This is a genomic window from Hymenobacter lucidus, from assembly GCF_020447265.1.
Classification (GTDB): Bacteria; Bacteroidota; Bacteroidia; order Cytophagales; family Hymenobacteraceae; genus Hymenobacter; species Hymenobacter lucidus.
In genome coordinates, this window is record NZ_JAJADR010000003.1 from 598,514 (window position 1) to 616,431 (window position 17,918).

Sequence of the window (17,918 nt, forward strand, 5' to 3'; positions counted from 1 at the left end):
CGAATACTAATCCGGACGCGGCAACACAACCAGACGACTTTACCCCACAAACGGCCCCAGAAATTGCGGAGCCACACGCTTTTTAGCGGCCTGCTCATAAGCGTAGGCCAACGTCAGCAACGGGCCTTCCTGGTAGGCGCCGCCCACAAACGAGAGCCCCACCGGTAGCCCGTGCGCCAGGCCCATGGGCACCGTAATGTGCGGGTAGCCGGCCATGGCCGCCGGCGACGAGAAGCCGGGGCCTTTCCAGGAGTCGCCATTGATGAGGTCGAGGCAGGGCGCCGGGCCGTTGGTAACGGCCACGATACCGTCGAGGCGGTCAGTGCGCAGGGCATTGTCGAGGGCCAGCCGGGCACCCTGGTGCGACTTTTTCAGGGCGGCCAAGTATTTCGGACTCGTTAGGCCCTCGGTTTTGTGGGCGGCTTCCAGGGTTTCCTGCTGGAAGAAGGGCATGGCCTTGGCTTTGTTCTGGGTATTGAAAGCCATGACGTCGGCTACGGTTTTCACGGCCGCGCCGGCCGTGCTCAAGTATTTGTTTACACCGTCCTTGAACTCGTAAAGCAGCACGTCGTATTCAGCCTCGCCCAGCAGGTCGATGTGCTTTTCCAGCTCTATTTCCACGATTGTCGCTCCTTGAGCTTTCAGCACCTCCAGGGCCGCCAGCAGCAGCGGCACGGCATCGGACGAGCCTTTCAGGTGGTTTTTCTCGACGCCCAGCCGCTTGCTTTTCAAGCCATCGGGCACCAGAAACGTGGTGTAGTCGGAGGAGGCCTTGCCGGTGCTTTCCTGTGTCACGGCGTCGGCGGCGTCTACCCCGGCCAGGGCGCCGAGTAGCAGAGCCGCGTCGCGCACGGTGCGGGCCATGGGGCCGGCCGTATCCTGGGTGGCCGAAATCGGGATGATGCCCGTGCGGCTCAGCAGGCCCACGGTGGGCTTGATGCCCACGATGCCCGAGCACGACGCCGGCGACACCACCGAGCCGTCAGTTTCGGTGCCGATGGCCACGGCGCACAGATTGGCCGCCACGGCCGTGCCTGAGCCCGAGCTGGAGCCGCTGGGCGTGCGGTCGAGAATGTAGGCGTTGCGGGTCTGGCCGCCGCGGCTGCTCCAGCCGCTGGTACTGCGCGTCGAGCGGAAATTGGCCCACTCGCTCAGGTTGGTTTTGCCCAGCAGCACGGCCCCAGCGGCCCGCAGCCGCTGCACGATGAAAGCATCCTGCCGAGCCTTATGGCCGGCCAGAGCCAGCGCGCCGGCAGTGGTTTGCAGCTGGTCGTGGGTATCGATGTTGTCTTTGATGAGCACCGGAATGCCGTGCAGCGGGCCCCGCACCTTGCCGGCTTTGCGTTCCTTATCCAGCGTGTCGGCAATGTTGAGCGCGTCGGGGTTTACTTCGATAACGGCGTTCAGCTTCGGGCCGTTTTTGTCGATGGCCTCGATGCGCTTGAGGTACAGCTCGGTGAGGCTGCGGGCCGAGTGACGGCCGCTTTTCATCATTTCCTGCAGCTCGGCCACTGTAGCTTCGCTCAGCTCGAAAGCATCGGGCGCCGCCTCACCGGAGCCGGCCGCTGCTTCGGCTTCCTTGGTTTCCGGGGCACAGGCGTTCAACGACCAGGTAGTGAGGGCCACGCCCGCCAGGCTGCCGTTGCGCAGGAAAAGTCTTCGGTTCATACGAGTAATTTTTGCGAACAAGATAACGACGCGGACGAGGTTGAGACAAGCCCCAACCAAGTGCGGCTGGCAGGTGTTATTCGGGTTCCGGTGCTACTTTTGTCTTTCCCGACCAACTATTGCCCTGGTTTTGGAGGTGCGGGCTTATTGCGCTGGCACTTCTCGCCACAGTATTTCACCTCGTCCCAGCAGCTGCGCCACTTCTTGCGGTACTCGAAAGGTCGCCCGCAGGTAAGGCAGATTTTGGTGGGCAGATTGCCCTTTACCAACCGGGTGGGCAAAGACGACGAAGCACGGGCCATACGCAGGCAACACCGAATGACGCTGCTTGTTTAGGCTTGCCCAGGTTGCGCCGCAGAATCAAAATTCACTGGACAGCGTTATAAGCTCCCCAGCCAATTCCTCGGTGATGGGGCCCAGCCGCCCCGGAATTGTACTTCAGCCTGACCATAAAGCGTTAGAAGCCATAACCACGCCGCCCGCCACCGGTTTCACTAGGCACAAAGGCCGTTTTTAAACCTCCATTTTACCGTTTGCAATGACTAACCTTACTTTTTTTCAACGCCATCAGCGTTATCTAACCCGGGCCGCCGTTGTGCTGCTGAGTACGCTCACTTTGTCGTCGTGCATGAATGATGACGATGATACAGACATTACTCCGGTCGTGACGGAAGGCCCCGAGCTGGTTTCCTTCACCCAGGCCAACCTCTACCCCGAGGGCGTGGAATATGACACCGGCAACCGCCGCTTTCTGGTTAGCTCCCAAACCACGGGCAACATCAGCCAGGTGCGCGAAGACGGCTCGTTTGCCCCGTTTGCTACCGATGCCAGCCTGGTTTCCACCACCGGACTGCAGATTGACGTAGTTAATAACCGCCTGCTGGTGGCCGTTTCCGACCCTGGCTACAACACCACCAAATCGAAGCCCGAAACAAAAGGCAAGCTGGCGGGTCTGGCCGGCCTTTCCGTTACTGGCCAGCTGCTGAGCTACGTTGATCTGGGCATTCTGGCTCCCAACCTCAGCCACTTCGCCAATGATATTGCCGTGGATCAGCTAGGCAATGCCTACGTTACCGACAGCTTTTCGCCCATCATTTACCGCGTTGATCCACAGGGCCGGGCTTCCATATTTCTGCAGGATGCCCGCCTGGGCGCGCCGGCCGGTAAGTTTGGCCTCAACGGCATCGAGTTTCACCCGGACGGCTACCTGCTGGTAGCTAAAACCGACGACGGCAGCCTGTTTAAGGTGCCCATCAGCAACCCGACTAGCTTCACCAAGGTAGCCTCAAGCCAGGATCTGGTGGGCATCGACGGAATTCAGCTGCAGGATGTGAATACCTTGTATGCCGTTACCAATTCTCAGGCTAAGGTATACCGCCTCACAACTACCAACGCCTGGGTCGACGCCACGGCCGCCGGTACCTTTGCCACGCCGCCGCAATACCCTACTACGCTGGCCCGCCGCAGCACCGCCGAAACGTACGTGCTCTACTCCAACCTCAACGCGCTGCAGGCGAATCAGACACCGCCCGTTTCGGTGTTCGGCATCGCCAAAGTGAAGTTCTAAACCCAGCGCCCCGGCGCTTGTTTTACGTAGCCCAAACCATCGGCAGGTCGCCTTTAAGGCTGCTCACTGATGGTTTGGGCTACTTTTTTGGGTGCCCCGATGCTGTTTAGCAATCCACTTACCAGGCCTTGCCGCCACAGCGAAAATACCGACACGCGCAGGTCGCGGCGACTTTGCAGCGAGCCTACCTTCAGCCGGTCGGGGCCCAGGCTGCGCGGGTTTTCGTCCCGGACAACTAGGCCATTGAGCAGCTTGGAGCCTATTTTGGTCAGCAGAGTTTTCTGGTCGGGGCCGCCCTGCTGACTGAGCAGCGTGAGTTTTAGGTTGGTATACTCGGCCTGCATGGTACCCGTAATTTGCTGGCGGTTGGCCTGGAAGCGCACCGTGGCCCGGCGCACGTCGCCGCTTTCGAAGCGGACCAGACGGGTGGGTTCGGTCATGGAGTTGAGCAAGGTGATGGAGCCCGGCCCGAACGTGCCTTCCCCGCTGTGCCGGCCCGCGGGGTCGAGCAGCGGAATACGGACCTTGACGCGCACGCTCCAGCTGTTTTGCAGCCACCCCGAAGCCGTGCCTACCAATGGTGTGGCGGCCGTCATCAGGCGCGGGTCGTTGGTCAGGTTGGTTAGCGTAACATTGATGCGGTTGAAGGTGATGTTGCCCTGGCGGTTGGTTGTGGGCCCAATGTAGGAGGTTGCCAGGTCGGTGTCGGTGAGCGTGAGCCGGCGCACGTTCAGGCGCATGGGCAGCCGGGCCAACGACTCCTGCGTAACTAGTGAGGCCTTCGGATTGAGCGGAAAACGCCCGTCGCCCTTGATGTGCACCCGCAGCCGGCGCAGGTCCAGGTGCCGGGCCAGCAGGCTGCCCCGGTGCGCCAGCGCGGCAAAATCCAGCCCGGAAATCTGCGCCCGCACGGCCCGTACGGTAATGTGTGGCGTTTGGTGCTGCTTGTAGCGGGCCAGGGCATTGGGCGTCATGGTAGGCCGCAGCGTAATGCCGTTGGCTCGCACCAGCCCGGTGCGCGTCACCAGCTCGGTGCTGCGAATGCCCAGCCAGTACACCGGCGCCGACACTGTACTTTGCACCCGGCCGGTACGCAGCTCCCAGCTGCGGGCATACCAGATGCGGGCCGCGTCGCGGGCCCCGGCTGCCGTCAGCAGCACGTCATCGGCCAGCAGCTTCACTTCCTGAAAGGTGGGCTTATTAGGAATGCCCGTCAGGCGCAACGTGCCGTTACTTACGCGCAACTGCGCCAGCCGCACCTGGGAAAAGTAAGGTGCCAGCAACGTGTGCAACGCAGGCGGCGGCTGCACAGGCGGCGCGGCCGTCAGCCGAGGCTCCACAAGCACCAGCGAATCGAGGCGTAGCTGCTTACGGCGCAGCTCGGCGCTACGAATTCCGGTGAGGCGCAGCTGGGGCAACTGCAGATTTACGCGCACAACCGCGCCCTGCCGCCGCACATCCAGCAACGACCGAACCCGCACCGAATCGACGGTAAGTCGTTGACTTTGGGAAGAAAAACGGGCTTTGCCAATCAATAGCCGGTGGTTAGCGGCCGTGCCCGCGCTACCCACCAGCTGCGCCTCGAAAGCAGCGGCGTAGCTCACCCGTTGAGAATCGGCGGCACCGGCTGCTGTCAGCAGAATATCGTGGGCAGCCAAACGGATCTGCCGTACGCTGACTTCAGGACGCCGGGCGGGGCCGTAGGCAGCCTGCAGCGGCCCTAGTCCGAGGTAGCCCACGCGTAAACCAGCCAGGCGTTTGGGCAGCTGCTCGTGCAAGGGTTGAGCATTGGTATTAGCTTCGGGGAGTTGTAGCACCCGCACGCGGCCCCCAGCCAGCACCACCGAATCAATGGGTACTACGGAGCCGCGCAACAGAGCCCTGAGGCCTATACCCGTAATGCGCAGCTGCTCAATATCGGTCAGTAGGTGGGGCAGCGTGGTTTTATGCCACTGGCTGTCGGCTTTGGCCGGCCGCAGCCGGATGTGCTGTACCAGCACCGAGCGGTGCCACAGACTGGTGTGCAGCTCGCCGATGCGCAGTTGATAGCGCCCCTGGCTTTGCGTGGCTACCTGTTGCTCCAGTGTGCGTTGCAGCCACGGGTCAAGCAAGAGCAGCGCCCCGGCCAGGGCCAGCAGCAGCAACGCCAGCGCGCCACAAGCCCAGTAGAGCCAGCGGTGTTTGTTCTTCCCAGTGGAAGCCGGCACCTCACTCGTAGCTGGTGCAGATGAAGTTGGGGTCACGGGACAAAGCCAAGGCGAAAAATGACCTTAACGCAGAACCCAACGGCGGAGGTTATGCCCACTGTTATTCTACCGTGGTAGGGCCGCCTATTTCTCCGTTCTATAATGGCAACGACCTATCAGGAGGCCATAAAAAAAGGCGGCCTTCTACGGGCCACCTTTTTTTAAGATTATCAAATCGGTTGGAGCCAACTACTCGCCCAGCTTCTGGCGCAGCTCCAGCACCTGGCGCTCTAGCTCCAGGTTGCGGAACGTCACTTTCACTTCCAGGTCGGAGTAGGCACGCTCCAGCTCCTGCTCCCGCTGCCGCAAGGCCAGCTCGGTCAGCTTCTGGTCGTGGATATCGGTACAAGTACCAAACCATTGCCGGATCTTGCCGTTTTCGTCGAACTGCGGCTGAGCCTGCCCCAGAAACCAGCGGTAGTCGCCGTTTTTGGACTTAAAGCGGTACTCTATTTCGTAGAATTCGCCCGTAGCCAGGGAGTGGCCCCAAATGTCGCGGGCGCGCTGCCGGTCATCGGGGTGCAGCAAGTTGTTCCACATATCGGGCCCCACGCTGTCGGCCAGGGAATAGCCAGTAAAGTCAATCCAGCGCTGGTTGAAATAGGTGTGGAAGCCGGTGGGGTCGGTAAACCAGACCAGTTGGGGAATGAAGTCGGCAAAAAAGCGGAACTGCTCTTCAGCCTGCCGGCGGATGAGCTCCTCAGGCGACACGGTTTTGGAATTCAGCATGAGAAAAAGGCAATCAACAGGGCTGGGCTAGCTGGAGCTCCATACCAGACTGGAAATACAAGTTAAGCTGGCTTTGCAGGCCGTCGGCCGAGCGCCGCAGGCGCGTAATAAGCGCCTTGGTGTCTTCCTGCAGCAGCTGCAGCTCCAAGTACGGGCGGTTCAGGAGCCCGTCGCGCTGCACCGACCACTGGCCCTGGTCCTGTTGCTGGGGCGCATGCACCTGCAGCGTGCCGGGCTGCAACGACAGCTTGGTAGCCTGAGCCAGGGCGCTATCCGGACTGTTCCGGTTCAGCACCCGCTCGGCTACGCACCACTCCCCAGTGAGGTACTCATCGGGAAGCTGCTGCAAATTAACGTCGAATAGAATTTCATCCATACTGCAAGTCGGGCGGCCGCAGGGCCAGGCGGTGGCGCTACGGGTACCTGGTCTGGTCGGCGCAAAGGCGGCCGGGTGCCTACTGGTTATTTCAAATATACTATGCTCCCAACGTCAGGAAAAGCCAAAAGTTCATTCGCCGGGACTCTTGCCTGTTCTGCTTCCGGTTCAGATTGAAAATCACAGCACTAAAGTTTAATCCTGTTTGATCTGACTTAAAGGACTTTTGCGCACCTAGGCAGCCGAGCCATATTCCAAAGCCCCCGTCATAGTTATATTATCAACATTCCTTCTTTCATCGCCGGCGCCATGCCCAAACGGCGGCGCCCGGAGGCCGGAAAACCCGGCTGTTCTATTCATCAGGATTATTCCGGTGAATATTTTTCAAAAAACATGCCCGCCGCGAGCAGCCCGGCCCGCCCGCCTATAGTCTTTCCGCTGCTTTTCCATCCTAGCTTCCTTGCCGGAATAATATACATACGAAATATATCGTAGGTATTTCTTTTAAATACGAATCATTTCGTATACAATTGCACTACGAAATACTTCGTACCAAACTCAACCGCCCGCGCTATGCCTCCTATTCCTACCCCCGCCCGCCGGTTCTGCCCCTCCCACTGGCCCGCCCTGCTACCCATGCTTGTGCGGCGCGGCGGCGCCAGGGTGCTGCTCGGGCTGGGCATGCTGGCACAGCTACCCGGCGCAGCGCAGGCCCAAACGCTGACGGCCCCCACCGGCGCCGCAGGAACCGCCCAGCAGCCGGCCGCGGGCAAGGGCCGGCTGCTGGGCAGCGTGGTTAATGAAAAAACCGGCCAGCCCGTGGAATATGCCACCGTGGCCTTGCTGGAGCAGGCCAGCGGCAAAACCGTGGATGGCACTGTGTGCGACGAAAAAGGGCGGTTTACCCTCACCAAAATTGGGGTGGGGAGCTATAAGCTGGCCGTCAGCTTCGTGGGGTTCCAGGCGCGCACCGTGGAAGGCATCAGCGTTGGCTCTAATGACGCGGTACAGGATCTGGGCCCGATAAAGCTGACGCCCACGGTGCAGCAGCTGGGCGAGGTGAAAGTAACCGGAGAACGGGAGCTGGTCGAAAACAAGGTGGACCGCATCGTGTACAACGCCGAAAAGGATATTACCAACGCCGGCGGCACGGCCAGCGACGTACTGCAGAAAGTGCCCCTGCTCACCGTGGACCTGAACGGCAACCTGCAGCTGCGGGGCTCGTCGAATATCCGGGTGCTGGTGAACAACAAGCCCTCAGCCATCATGGCCAGCAACCTGGCCGACGCCCTGCGCCAGATTCCGGCCGACCAGATCAAGAGCGTGGAAGTTATTACTTCGCCCTCGGCCAAGTACGACGCCGAGGGCTCGGCGGGCATCGTCAACATTATTCTCAAGAAGAACAACCTGGAGGGCCTCAACGGCTCGGTGAACAACAACGTGGGCACCCGGGGCACGTTTCACAGCCTCACGCTGAACAGCCGCCGCGGTAAGCTAGGTCTAAACCTCAACGTGGGCGGCAATATGTTTATCAACATTGCCCGCAACGAGAGCCTGCGTACTGATTACCTGCCTGAAAACCGGCAAAGCACCCTGGAGCAGCGCGGCAAATTCACCAACCTGGGCGGCGGCGGCTTCGGCCAGCTGGGCCTCGACTACGACCTCACGCCCAAGGATGCCTTCAATCTGAGTGCGCGCGGCAACATCTTTGGCTACACCAATGCCCGGCAGCAGCTTACCCGCTACACCCTGCCCGGGGCCCCGGACGACGTGTTCAACCGCGACATCGACACGCACAACGGCAGCCGCAACCTCGACCTGAACTTTGGCTACACCAAAACCCTGGCCCGGCCCCGGCAGGAACTGAGCTTTCTGGCCCTCTACACCGTGAACGACGGGCAGACCGACTACGACCTGGCCCAGCAGCGCCCTACCGACGGCCGCTACCAGCAGGACTACCGCGAAAATAGCTTCAACGACAACCGCAACCGCGAAACCACTTTCCAGACCGATTACGTGCAGCCCCTGGACAGCACCCAGACGCTGGAAATCGGGGCCAAAACTATTCTGCGGGCCGTGAGCAGCAACTACCGCATCGAGGCCGACAGCCTCGACGGACAGGGCTTCCGGCTGGTGCCGGCCCGCTCCAATCAGTTTCGCTACGACCAGAACGTGTACTCGGGCTACCTTAGCTACGGCTTTGCGCTGGGCAAAACCCTGACCTTTAAGCTCGGCGGCCGGCTGGAACACACCCGCATCGACGGCGACTTCATGAGTGACAATTCGGCTCTGCAAACCAGCTATACCAACCTGGTGCCCAGCGTGCAGGCCGCCTGGGACGTAAACAAGGACCAGAAACTCAAGCTTAGCTATACCCGCCGGATTCAGCGGCCCAGCGTGTTTTACCTCAACCCCTACATCAATACCAGCAACCCGCGCAACATATTGGTGGGCAACCCCGACCTCAACCCCGAGTTGACCGATGCCTACGAGCTGGGCTACAACACCTACCTCAACAAAAGCTCGATTACATTTTCGGGCTACTGGCGTCAGACCAACAACGCCATTGAGGCCATTTCGCGCAACGTGGAAGCCCGGAGTATTCTACCTACTACCGACTCGACGTTGGTGCTGCTTACTACCTTCCAGAACGTGGCCCGCAACGCTACCTACGGCCTGAGCGCCTCGGGCTCGACCAAGCTGACAGCCAAGTGGACGTTGAGCGGCAACGTAAACTTCTACTACATGTGGGTGCGCAGCCCGGCCCTGAACCTGGAAAACGGCGGCACCATGCACAATGCCAACCTGACCTCGGCCTGGCAGTTTGAGCACGGCTGGAGCGCCCAGTTTACTGGCCTCTTCAATTCGCGGCGCATCCAGCTGCAGGGCCGCTCCTCGGGCTACCGCAGCTACAATCTGGCCGTGAAAAAGGAGTTGTTCCAGAAGAAAGGCAGCCTTACGCTGGCCGTCATCAACCCCTTCAACCGCCAGCTCATCTTCCGCAACGACCTAGCCACCGAGCAGTTTACCTACACCGACAATTCCTACTTCCTCAACCGCAACCTGCGCCTGAGCTTCAACTACCAGTTTGGCAAGCTCGAAAACCGCCCCGCCCGGCCCAAGAAAAGCATCCGCAACGACGACCAGAAGGAAGGCGGCAGCAATGGCTGAGGCTGGCTTTCGGCCCAAAAGAAAAAGGCTGCTTCCGCGAGGAGGCAGCCTTTTTACATAAAGTCGAAGCGAATTAAGCGGCTACCGGCACGCCGGCGGTCTTATCTTTCTTGAGGCGAATGACGCGCAGCTTGTCCAGGGTCCAGATGACGGGGTACGTGGGGTCCAGCTCCCACCACTTCACGCCGAAGTTGACGCGGCTGGGCAGCTTGTGGTGGTTGTTCTGGAACAGCTCCCCGCCGGTGAGGAAGTCGAAAAACAGCGAGTTGCGCGACTTGTCGTTGTTGTCGAAGTTCTGGTAGCCGTACTTGTGGCCGCTCCAGTTCACGATGGCGCCGTGCACGGCGCCCATCGAGAAGTGAATGGGCAACAGCAGATACTGCCACCAGGCTGTGGCAAAATTGACGTAGAACAGCACGTAGAACACGCCCCAGCCCACGCGGGAGTACCACTTGTTGCCAAACTCCTCCAGAGCCGTCCACTCGGGGTAGTCGCCCTCCTGAAACCGCTCGGCGGCTTTGGAGCGGCCGTAGAGCACGTCCTGGTACACGCCGCGCGTTTTCCACATCATGGTAAAGGCGTTGGTCGAGTAGTGCGGGGAGTGCGGGTCCCGGTCGGTGTCGGAGTAGGCGTGGTGCATGCGGTGCAGCAGTGCGTAGCCCCTCGGCGACATAAAAGATGAGCCCTGCCACACGTAGGTCATCACGAAGAACACCTTTTCCCAAAACGTGCTCATCGTGAACATCTTGTGGGCCGCGTAGCGGTGCTGGAAAAACGACTGCGTAAACAGCGACAAATACCAGTGGGCCAGAAAAAAGAGCAGGATAGCCATAAACCAAGCAAGCTAAAAAGTGACGACAGAACGACAGTGAAGCCGGCAGTCTGGTAAGCCAGGGCGGGCCGCATTTGTTCAAAGCTGCCCGCCCAAGGTACATAATAAGCCACAGCTCAGTTGTACGAAACCCGCCGGAACGGCTTCGGCGGCCGGCGTTGTAAGGAAATTTCGGCCTTTCTCAACCCCACGACCGGTTCCTGAGTTTAGACCATATGCTCGCCATTACTACCCTGCTCACGCCGCTCTACGCGGCCCGCATCAACCGCATCATCAAGGGACTGGAAACGGAGTTTGGCCTCGACGACGTGCAGGCCACCCCCGACCCGCACATCACCTACCAGCTGGCCGGGGTGCGCAAGCTCTCCATGCTTAAAAGCGTGCTGCGCGAGGTGGCCCGCACCACCGCGCCCTTCGAGGTGCACACCACCGGCCTGGGCGTGTTTCCGGGGCCCAATCCGGTTATCTACATCCCGGTACTGCGCACCGATGCCCTCAACCAGCTCCATCAGCGCGTTATTCGGGCTACGGCCCCGCTGTGTTTGCGCACCGACAAGTTCAGTGGCCCCGAGTGCTGGCTGCCCCATATTTCCCTGGCCCTGCACGATACCACGCCCGAACTGCTGGGCCCCGTGCTGCAATACCTCAACAAGCAAACCTTCAACCTGAAGCTCACCCTCGACAATCTGGCCATTCTGCGGCAGGAGGGCGACTTGTTCCTCTGCGAGGAAACGTTTCCGTTTGAGGGCCAAGCCGTGCGCGCGCCTTTGCCCACGCCGCTCACCGTGGTCAGCCAGCAGCTCACGGTAGAAATTACCCGGGAAGGGCGGTAACTATGCCGGGCGCCGTTTCCGCTTTGCCGCGCCGCTGCTACTTTTACGGGCCCGGCGCGGCAATCTGCCCGCCGCCCCCGACCTTTACCGCTTCACCACTTTCTTTCCGCTTATGTACAACGCCGTACTCATTCTGCATTCCTGGAGCCGCTGGCTGGTTCTGATTTTTGGCCTGATAGCCCTCTTCCGCGCCTTCAGCGGCTGGCAGGGCCGCAAGCCTTACCTGGGCGCCGACAACGGTATGGGCGCCGCCTTCGTGGGCTCAATGCACCTGCAGCTGCTGCTGGGTTTGATTCTGTATTTTGGCCTGAGCCCCTTCGGCGTAAAAGCCTTCGAAACGGCCGGCGGGGCCGTCATGAAAGACCCAATTGGCCGGTTCTGGGGCGTCGAGCACATTGCCACCATGCTGCTGGCCGTCATTGCCGCCCAGGTGGGCCGCACGCTCTCCAAGAAAGCCACCGACCCAGTGCTCAAGCACAAAAAGGCCTTTACCTGGTTTCTGGTGGCCCTGCTGCTGGTGCTGCTCATGATTCCGTGGGGCATCTGGAATCCGGCCCGGCCGCTGTTCCGCTTTTAGCTTTGCCGCCCGCCTGGGCATAATCCAACTTTTCGCCACGGCTCCTGAATTAATCCGGGAGCCGTGGCTGTTTACCGGCATATGGATGGCGTCGGGCGTATTTTCTAAAGAAGAAGTAGTTAGGCTAGATTCTTCTTTCGTTCTTGCGTAGTATAATTGTTATCATTGTGTTTCCCACCAGCACTTAGTCGCTGCTTTTTCTCTTCCTTTTTCCGTGCAAAAGCCAGCCTCCCGTTCCCGCTTCTCGCGAGATGAGTTTTGCGACCTGATCGACAACCACCTCCAGCAACTGGAATCCAGCCAGGATGCCCGGCACAAGTATGCGGGCCTGCTGGCCGCCGTACGCAGCAGCTTCGAAGCCTACCAGAAAACCCGTATGCGCAAGGCCTAGCGCCAACCCGCTCCGATGGAACATACAACAGCCAGCCCTTCACCGGGCTGGCTGTTCGCGTTTTACAGTTGCATGTACCGCACATCATTCCCAGCACGCTACGCTTCCGGTAGAGTCCGAGGAGCCTCGCGGGCTGACGGTGTATCCGTAGTGCTTAGAGCGAATAGCCGCCCGAGGCTTCCAAGCGCTGGGCATTCACCCAACGGGCGGCGTCGGAGCAGAGGAATGCCACAATGGGCCCAATATCGTCGGGCTCACCGATGCGGCCCAGAGCCGTATTGGCGCTCATGTACTGCTCCAGCTGCGGGTGCGCCTCGCGGGCGGCAGCCGTAAAATCGGTCTTGATAATGCCCGGCGCTACTACGTTGGCCCGGATGCCCCGGCCGCCCAGCTCCTTGGCCATATACTTGGTCAGGGTTTCTACGGCCCCTTTCATAGAGGCGTAGGCCGCGTAGCCGGGCGTGGTGAAGCGGGCCAAGCCAGTCGAGAAGTTCACTACACCGCCACCGTCGGCCAGTAGGGGTAGCAAGTTCTGGGTTAGGAAATATACGCCCTTGAAGTGTACGTTCAGCAGGTTGTCGAAATCTTCCTCGGTGGTTTCGGCAAAAGCCGAGCGGGCGTCGATACCGGCATTATTGATGAGAAAGTCGAAGCTGGCGCGCTGCCATTTGTGCTGGAGCTGCTCATTGACGGCAGCCACAAAGACAGGAAATGTGGCGGTGCGGCCGGTATCCAGGGGCAGAGCCACTGCCTGACGGCCCAGGGCTTCAATCTGCGCCACGGCTTCCTGAGCTTCGGCTTCCTGGGTGCGGTAGGTGATGATCAGGTCGTGGCCGGCCTGGGCCAGGTGCAGGGCACTGTTGCGGCCCAGGCCGCGGCTGCCGCCGGTTACAAGGGCAATTTTGGAAGTACTCATGGCGTGTCTTGGTTTCAGAAATAGAACAAGACAAAGGTGAGGCACTGCCCGGGCCGGAGTATGGTGAGAGCTTCAGTTTAAATGGTGACAGTTTCCGATTTGGCCAGCCGCTGGGCCTCCCATACTTGCTCCCGGTACTGCTTGGGCGTGACGCCCGCGAAGCGCTTAAAGAACTTGGTGAAGTTCGACGGGTCGAAGGTGAGGCCGGCGGCCACGTCGGCCACCGAGCGGGCCGGATTCAGCAGCTGCTCCCGGGCCAGATCCATAATGCGGGCCTCGAAAAAGTAGCAGGGTGAGTGGCCGGTAGTGAGCTTGATGGTATTGCTCAGGTGCGTGGGATGAATATGAAGCTGGTCGGCAAAATCCCGGATTTCGAGCATTTCGGTGGCACGGCCCGCGACAATATCGGCCAGGTGCAAGTCGATTAGGTGCAGAAAGTCGGCCGTTATTTCGTGCTGCCGGGCCAGGATTTTCTTCGGAATGGGTGTGGGCATAGATTGGGGCAGATTATTAGCCATCAATACAAACATCATAGGGCACTCTGCCTTTTATCAAGAGGGTAAACACATAGTTCTTATGGTGAGCCGTCTCGAAGAAGATGCGGCCGGCAAGCTACTAGATTTCTCAAAGGGCCCAACGAATGGTTTGATTCTCGTAACTTAGCTGCATGCTGAAACCCCATACGCTCGAAGATTTTTACCAGCAGAAAATCCACTGGCTGCCCGACAACCTCCAGCAGGACATCGGCCACTTCAACGTATTTCGGCTCGACGATTTCGTGGGTCCTACCGCCTGCCACCTGCCCTACAGCCGCAAGGATTTCTATAAAATCACGCTCGTAACGGGCCGTAGCAATTACCATTTCGCCGATAAGACGGTCGAAATCCGCGGCAACGCCCTGCTGTTTGCCAATCCCATGGTGCCTTACGAGTGGGAGCCGCTCGACGACGACCAATCGGGCTATTTCTGCATCTTTACCGAGGCTTTTTTGCAGCGCCACCAGCTAGCCGGCACCCTGGAGCTGCCGCTGTTTCGTCCTGGTGGGCAGCCGCTCTACGCCCTCACTGAGGACCAGCGTGAGGCCGCGGCGCAGCTATTTGCCAAGATGGAAGCAGAAATTGGCTCGGACTACACCTACAAATACGACCTGCTGCGCAACTACGTGTTTGAGCTGATTCACGGCGCCCTGAAGCTACAGCCCGCCACCACGCTGTATAAGGACAGCAGCGCCGCCACGCGCATTGCCTCGCTATTTACGGAGTTGCTGGAGCGCCAGTTCCCCATCGAAACGCCTGGGCAGCAGGTACGCCTGCGCACGGCCAACGCCTTTGCTGGGCAGCTGGCCGTGCACGTCAATCATCTGAACCGGGCCCTGAAGGAAGTAACGGGTAAAACCACCACCCAACTCATTGCCGCCCGCCTCACACAGGAAGCCCACGCCCTGCTGCGCCACACCAGCTGGAACGTGTCGGAAATCAGCTATAGCCTGGGCTTCGAGGAGCCGGCCCACTTCAACAACTTTTTCCGCAAGCAGGCTGGCACTACGCCCACGGCCGTGCGCACTGTTTGATTTTCGCAAGCATTGGTTTGAATGGGGTAAGCTTTCTGCCCTGCCCCCACTCTAGTTTTGCAGTGTACTAAAACACGCAACGATGAGCACCTCTCAAACCTGGTTGGTAACCGGGGCCTCGCAGGACCTGGGGCTGGGGCTGGCCCTGGCCCTGCAGCTGGCGGCTGGCCACCGCGTAGCGGCCACCGCGCGCCACCTTGGCCAAGTTCTCGGCAGGGCCTCTCCCACCTTCCTGCCCCTCCAAACCGACCTCACCCACGAAGCCTGCGTAGCGCAGGCCATTGCCGAGGCTATGCACACGCTCGACACCTGGCACCCGCTCACTGTTTCAACCAGCTTCGAGCAGTAGCAGCGAAAAGCGGTGAGGAGCCGGCACCTGTGTTACGATTTTGCTTTTGCCTGCAATAAAAGTAGGCTTGGCACGTCTGCTCTTGTAGTTACCTCACGCTCTAACCGCTTTCCTTATGCTCTACCAATTCGCAAGCCTCGCCCTGAGCGATGCGCTGTTTTATCAAGAAAACTACCAACAACATGAAAACCAAGAACGTATGGTTCGTGACCGGGGCCTCGAAGGGCCTAGGACTGACCTTAGTACAACACCTGCTGGCCCACGGCTATGCGGTAGCGGCCACCTCCCGCAACCTGGAGGAGCTGCAACAAGCCGTGCCGCCTAGCAACGGCCGGTTTTTGCCCCTGCACATGGACCTCGGCAACGAGCAAAGCGTGCGGCAGGCCATTGCCACTACCATCAGCACCCTTGGTGGGCTCGATGTAGTAGTGAATAATGCCGGCTACGGCCAGATTGGCGCCTTGGAAGAGCTATCCGACCAGGAGGCCCGCAAAAATTTCGATGTAAATGTGTTTGGCTTGCTGCACGTGCTGCGGCACGCCACACCCCACCTGCGGCAGCAAGGAGCAGGCCGCGTGTTCAACATTTCCTCGGTGGGAGGCTTTACGGGCAACTTTCCGGGCTGGGGCATTTACTGCGCCACCAAGTTTGCCGTAGCCGGCCTCACCGAATCGTACGCGGCCGAAGTAAAGGAGTTTGGCGTGCAGGCCAGCGTGGTGTATCCCGGCTACTTCCGCACCGATTTTCTTACGTCCGGCTCACTGGGCACCCCCCAGCACCCCCTGCCCGAGTACCAATCGGTGCGCGACTCCCAGGCCGCCCACGAGCAGCAAATCAACGGCAACCAGCCCGGTGACCCGGCAAAGGCTGCGGCAGCCCTCGTGGCGCTTAGTGAAGCCGAGCAGCAGCCGCTGCACCTATTGTTAGGCGCCGATGCCTACCAGCTAGCCGACCAGAAAATCCAGGCGGTGCAGCACGATATGCAGCAGTGGCAGGCACTGGCCACGGCCACGGCATTTGCCAGTTAGCTAAATACCTTCTTGTCCTTGCCAGGTAGAGCCGCAACCATTCGTGCTCTGCGCAGATAGTCCCGTTTTTTCTCAGAAAGCCCTTTATTCCACTTGGAGTAAAGGGCTTTTTACTTTGGCAGGCCCGGCACATTGCAGCGGGCAGATGGCCGCGTGAGGCTTCATGCGCAGAATGTCCGCCATGGTAGACGGTGGATTCGGCTCCACTGGTGTTTTTATATTCTATATTCTGAAGATTTACTCCCTCTTTTGTAGTATCGTATGGCAAGAGTCGGCCGTGCTACGTATGCAGGGCTTTTATCTTTCCGTTACCCGCCGCGTGGGCGGTTGGTCCGTCCCTGGTTTGCCCCAGCTTCTCTAGTTTCTTTTGCCTTTGCGAATCGCCTACCTTTTTTTGCTGTGCTGCCTGCTTTCGGTTCAGGCCTTCGCCCAAGCTGCCTACCGGCGTGTGAAAGCCCGCAACGGCGACGGGGTAGAAACCCTGCTGCTGCGCCAAGGCCTGAGCCCGGGCCGGTATGGAGCCGCTTTTAAGCAGCTCAATAAGAAAAACTTGACCCGCCGCCACGGCCTCATTACCGGCCGCACTTACCTGTTGCCTAAACGCGTGGCCACCCGCAAACCGCCGGTCCTCCGCACCGCCCGCCGTACCTCCCGGCCCGCTACAGCTGTGCCCGTAGTGCTCAGCACCAAGCCCATTAGCCCCGCTCAGCTCTTCGGCCCGCGCTACGCTGGCACCCCGGCACAGAGCAGCTCTTTGCGGGGCGCGGTCTACTATCTTTCCTCGGGCCACGGCGGCCCCGACCCCGGCGCCATCGGCAAGTATGGCTCCTACCAGCTGGCCGAGGATGAGTATGCCTACGACGTGACCGTACGCCTGGCCCGAGTGCTGATTTCGCACGGCGCCCTGGTGTACGTAATGGTACAGGACCCCAACGACGGTATCCGGGATGAAAACGTGCTGCCAATGGACTACGACGAGGTGCAGTACCCGCAGCTACGCATTCCGTTGAGCCAGGTGCAGCGCCTGCGCCAGCGCATTGCCCAGGTCAATAAGCTGCACGCCCGCCACAAGGGCGCCTACCAGCGCCTGCTGGCCCTGCACGTGGACAGCCGCAGTGAAGGACAGAATATCGACGTGTTTTTTTACCACCACGCCAGCAGCGCCACCGGCCTGCGCCTTGCCAAAAATATTCACCGGGTGTTTACCAGCCGCTACAAGCGGGCCCAGCCCAACCGGCCCTACTCGGGCAATGTGTCGGAGCGCGGCACGTTGTATGAGGTGCGCAACAGCCACGCCCCGGCTGTATTCATGGAGCTGGGCAACATCCGTAACCAGAAAGACCAGCGCCGCTTCGTAGTGGCCGACAACCGCCAGGCCCTGGCCAACTGGATCTGCGAAGGACTCATTGCCGACTATCGGGGTAAGCAGTAGGGAACCGCACTGGCTTATCCTGGCGCGAGTTTAGGCACAGCCGTAACTGTGCTTATCTATACTGTGGAGATTGTATCTCCACTGTCGCGCAGCGGCAAACTGGTAGCGGGCCGTCTGGAGCAAGCCGTGCGGCTTTGTCGTTCTGACGGGAGGAGGGTCAGCCTCCCGGCATGAAAAGGCACGAGTTACGACTACGCCTAAGCTCGCGCCAGACCGGATTTACTAAACTCAAC

At 60.0% G+C, this 17,918-nt stretch carries 17 protein-coding genes; 9 read left to right on the plus strand and 8 right to left on the minus strand.

Features of this window, described 5'->3' with window-relative positions:
- Positions 1 to 39: 39 nt before the first annotated feature.
- Both LGH74_RS13820 and LGH74_RS13825 read right to left on the minus strand, forming a co-directional pair.
- A complete protein-coding gene (locus tag LGH74_RS13820) occupies positions 40 to 1,668 on the minus strand; it encodes an amidase (protein WP_226176569.1) in 1,629 nt (542 codons plus the stop codon).
- A 116-nt stretch (positions 1,669 to 1,784) separates the two neighbouring features.
- Positions 1,785 to 1,970 (minus strand): DUF2256 domain-containing protein, encoded by a 186-nt coding sequence (locus tag LGH74_RS13825; RefSeq protein WP_226176571.1) that lies wholly within the window; start codon positions 1,968 to 1,970, stop codon positions 1,785 to 1,787.
- Positions 1,971 to 2,206: 236 nt separating this feature from the next.
- Between LGH74_RS13825 and LGH74_RS13830 the strand changes: the two genes are divergently transcribed.
- The gene (locus LGH74_RS13830) at positions 2,207 to 3,235 is read left to right on the plus strand and encodes a gluconolaconase (RefSeq protein ID WP_226176573.1); all 1,029 of its coding nucleotides are present in this window, start codon (positions 2,207 to 2,209) and stop codon (positions 3,233 to 3,235) included.
- Positions 3,236 to 3,288: 53 nt separating this feature from the next.
- On the opposite strand, the gene LGH74_RS13835 is transcribed toward LGH74_RS13830, so the two are convergent.
- From LGH74_RS13835 to LGH74_RS13845, 3 genes are all read right to left on the minus strand, one after another.
- Positions 3,289 to 5,442 (minus strand): hypothetical protein, encoded by a 2,154-nt coding sequence (locus LGH74_RS13835; RefSeq protein ID WP_226176574.1) that lies wholly within the window; start codon positions 5,440 to 5,442, stop codon positions 3,289 to 3,291.
- Between the two features lie 228 nt (positions 5,443 to 5,670).
- Positions 5,671 to 6,210, minus strand: coding sequence for a PAS domain-containing protein (locus LGH74_RS13840; protein ID WP_226176575.1), 540 nt, complete (start codon positions 6,208 to 6,210; stop codon positions 5,671 to 5,673).
- 13 nt (positions 6,211 to 6,223) lie between these two features.
- Positions 6,224 to 6,586 (minus strand): hypothetical protein, encoded by a 363-nt coding sequence (locus tag LGH74_RS13845; protein ID WP_226176576.1) that lies wholly within the window; start codon positions 6,584 to 6,586, stop codon positions 6,224 to 6,226.
- Between the two features lie 573 nt (positions 6,587 to 7,159).
- On the opposite strand from LGH74_RS13845, the gene LGH74_RS13850 reads away from it, so the two are divergent.
- Positions 7,160 to 9,757: a TonB-dependent receptor gene (locus LGH74_RS13850; RefSeq protein ID WP_226176577.1), complete on the plus strand. Its 2,598-nt coding sequence runs from the start codon at positions 7,160 to 7,162 to the stop codon at positions 9,755 to 9,757.
- Positions 9,758 to 9,830: 73 nt separating this feature from the next.
- On the opposite strand, the gene LGH74_RS13855 is transcribed toward LGH74_RS13850, so the two are convergent.
- Positions 9,831 to 10,589, minus strand: coding sequence for an acyl-CoA desaturase (locus tag LGH74_RS13855; RefSeq protein ID WP_226176578.1), 759 nt, complete (start codon positions 10,587 to 10,589; stop codon positions 9,831 to 9,833).
- 215 nt (positions 10,590 to 10,804) lie between these two features.
- Here LGH74_RS13855 and LGH74_RS13860 point away from each other — a divergent pair, with 215 nt between their 5' ends.
- From LGH74_RS13860 to LGH74_RS13870, 3 genes are all read left to right on the plus strand, one after another.
- Positions 10,805 to 11,422, plus strand: coding sequence for a 2'-5' RNA ligase family protein (locus tag LGH74_RS13860; RefSeq protein ID WP_226176579.1), 618 nt, complete (start codon positions 10,805 to 10,807; stop codon positions 11,420 to 11,422).
- 112 nt (positions 11,423 to 11,534) lie between these two features.
- Entirely contained in the window at positions 11,535 to 11,999 is a 465-nt protein-coding gene (locus LGH74_RS13865) for a hypothetical protein (RefSeq protein WP_226176581.1), read from the plus strand.
- A 214-nt stretch (positions 12,000 to 12,213) separates the two neighbouring features.
- The gene (locus LGH74_RS13870; RefSeq protein WP_226176583.1) at positions 12,214 to 12,390 is read left to right on the plus strand and encodes a hypothetical protein; all 177 of its coding nucleotides are present in this window, start codon (positions 12,214 to 12,216) and stop codon (positions 12,388 to 12,390) included.
- Between the two features lie 154 nt (positions 12,391 to 12,544).
- On the opposite strand, the gene LGH74_RS13875 is transcribed toward LGH74_RS13870, so the two are convergent.
- The gene (locus LGH74_RS13875; protein WP_226176585.1) at positions 12,545 to 13,306 is read right to left on the minus strand and encodes an SDR family NAD(P)-dependent oxidoreductase; all 762 of its coding nucleotides are present in this window, start codon (positions 13,304 to 13,306) and stop codon (positions 12,545 to 12,547) included.
- Between the two features lie 77 nt (positions 13,307 to 13,383).
- Entirely contained in the window at positions 13,384 to 13,800 is a 417-nt protein-coding gene (locus tag LGH74_RS13880; protein WP_226176586.1) for a helix-turn-helix domain-containing protein, read from the minus strand.
- A 173-nt stretch (positions 13,801 to 13,973) separates the two neighbouring features.
- Here LGH74_RS13880 and LGH74_RS13885 point away from each other — a divergent pair, with 173 nt between their 5' ends.
- The 4 genes from LGH74_RS13885 (at position 13,974) to LGH74_RS13900 (ending at position 17,685) form a co-directional block, all read left to right on the plus strand.
- Positions 13,974 to 14,876, plus strand: a complete 903-nt coding sequence (locus LGH74_RS13885; protein ID WP_226176587.1) for a helix-turn-helix domain-containing protein — start codon at positions 13,974 to 13,976, stop codon at positions 14,874 to 14,876.
- A gap of 82 nt (positions 14,877 to 14,958) precedes the next feature.
- Entirely contained in the window at positions 14,959 to 15,225 is a 267-nt protein-coding gene (locus LGH74_RS13890; RefSeq protein WP_226176588.1) for a Rossmann-fold NAD(P)-binding domain-containing protein, read from the plus strand.
- Between the two features lie 182 nt (positions 15,226 to 15,407).
- Entirely contained in the window at positions 15,408 to 16,253 is an 846-nt protein-coding gene (locus tag LGH74_RS13895) for an SDR family oxidoreductase (protein ID WP_226176589.1), read from the plus strand.
- A 448-nt stretch (positions 16,254 to 16,701) separates the two neighbouring features.
- Positions 16,702 to 17,685 (plus strand): N-acetylmuramoyl-L-alanine amidase family protein, encoded by a 984-nt coding sequence (locus LGH74_RS13900; protein WP_226176590.1) that lies wholly within the window; start codon positions 16,702 to 16,704, stop codon positions 17,683 to 17,685.
- Positions 17,686 to 17,918: the final 233 nt, after the last annotated feature.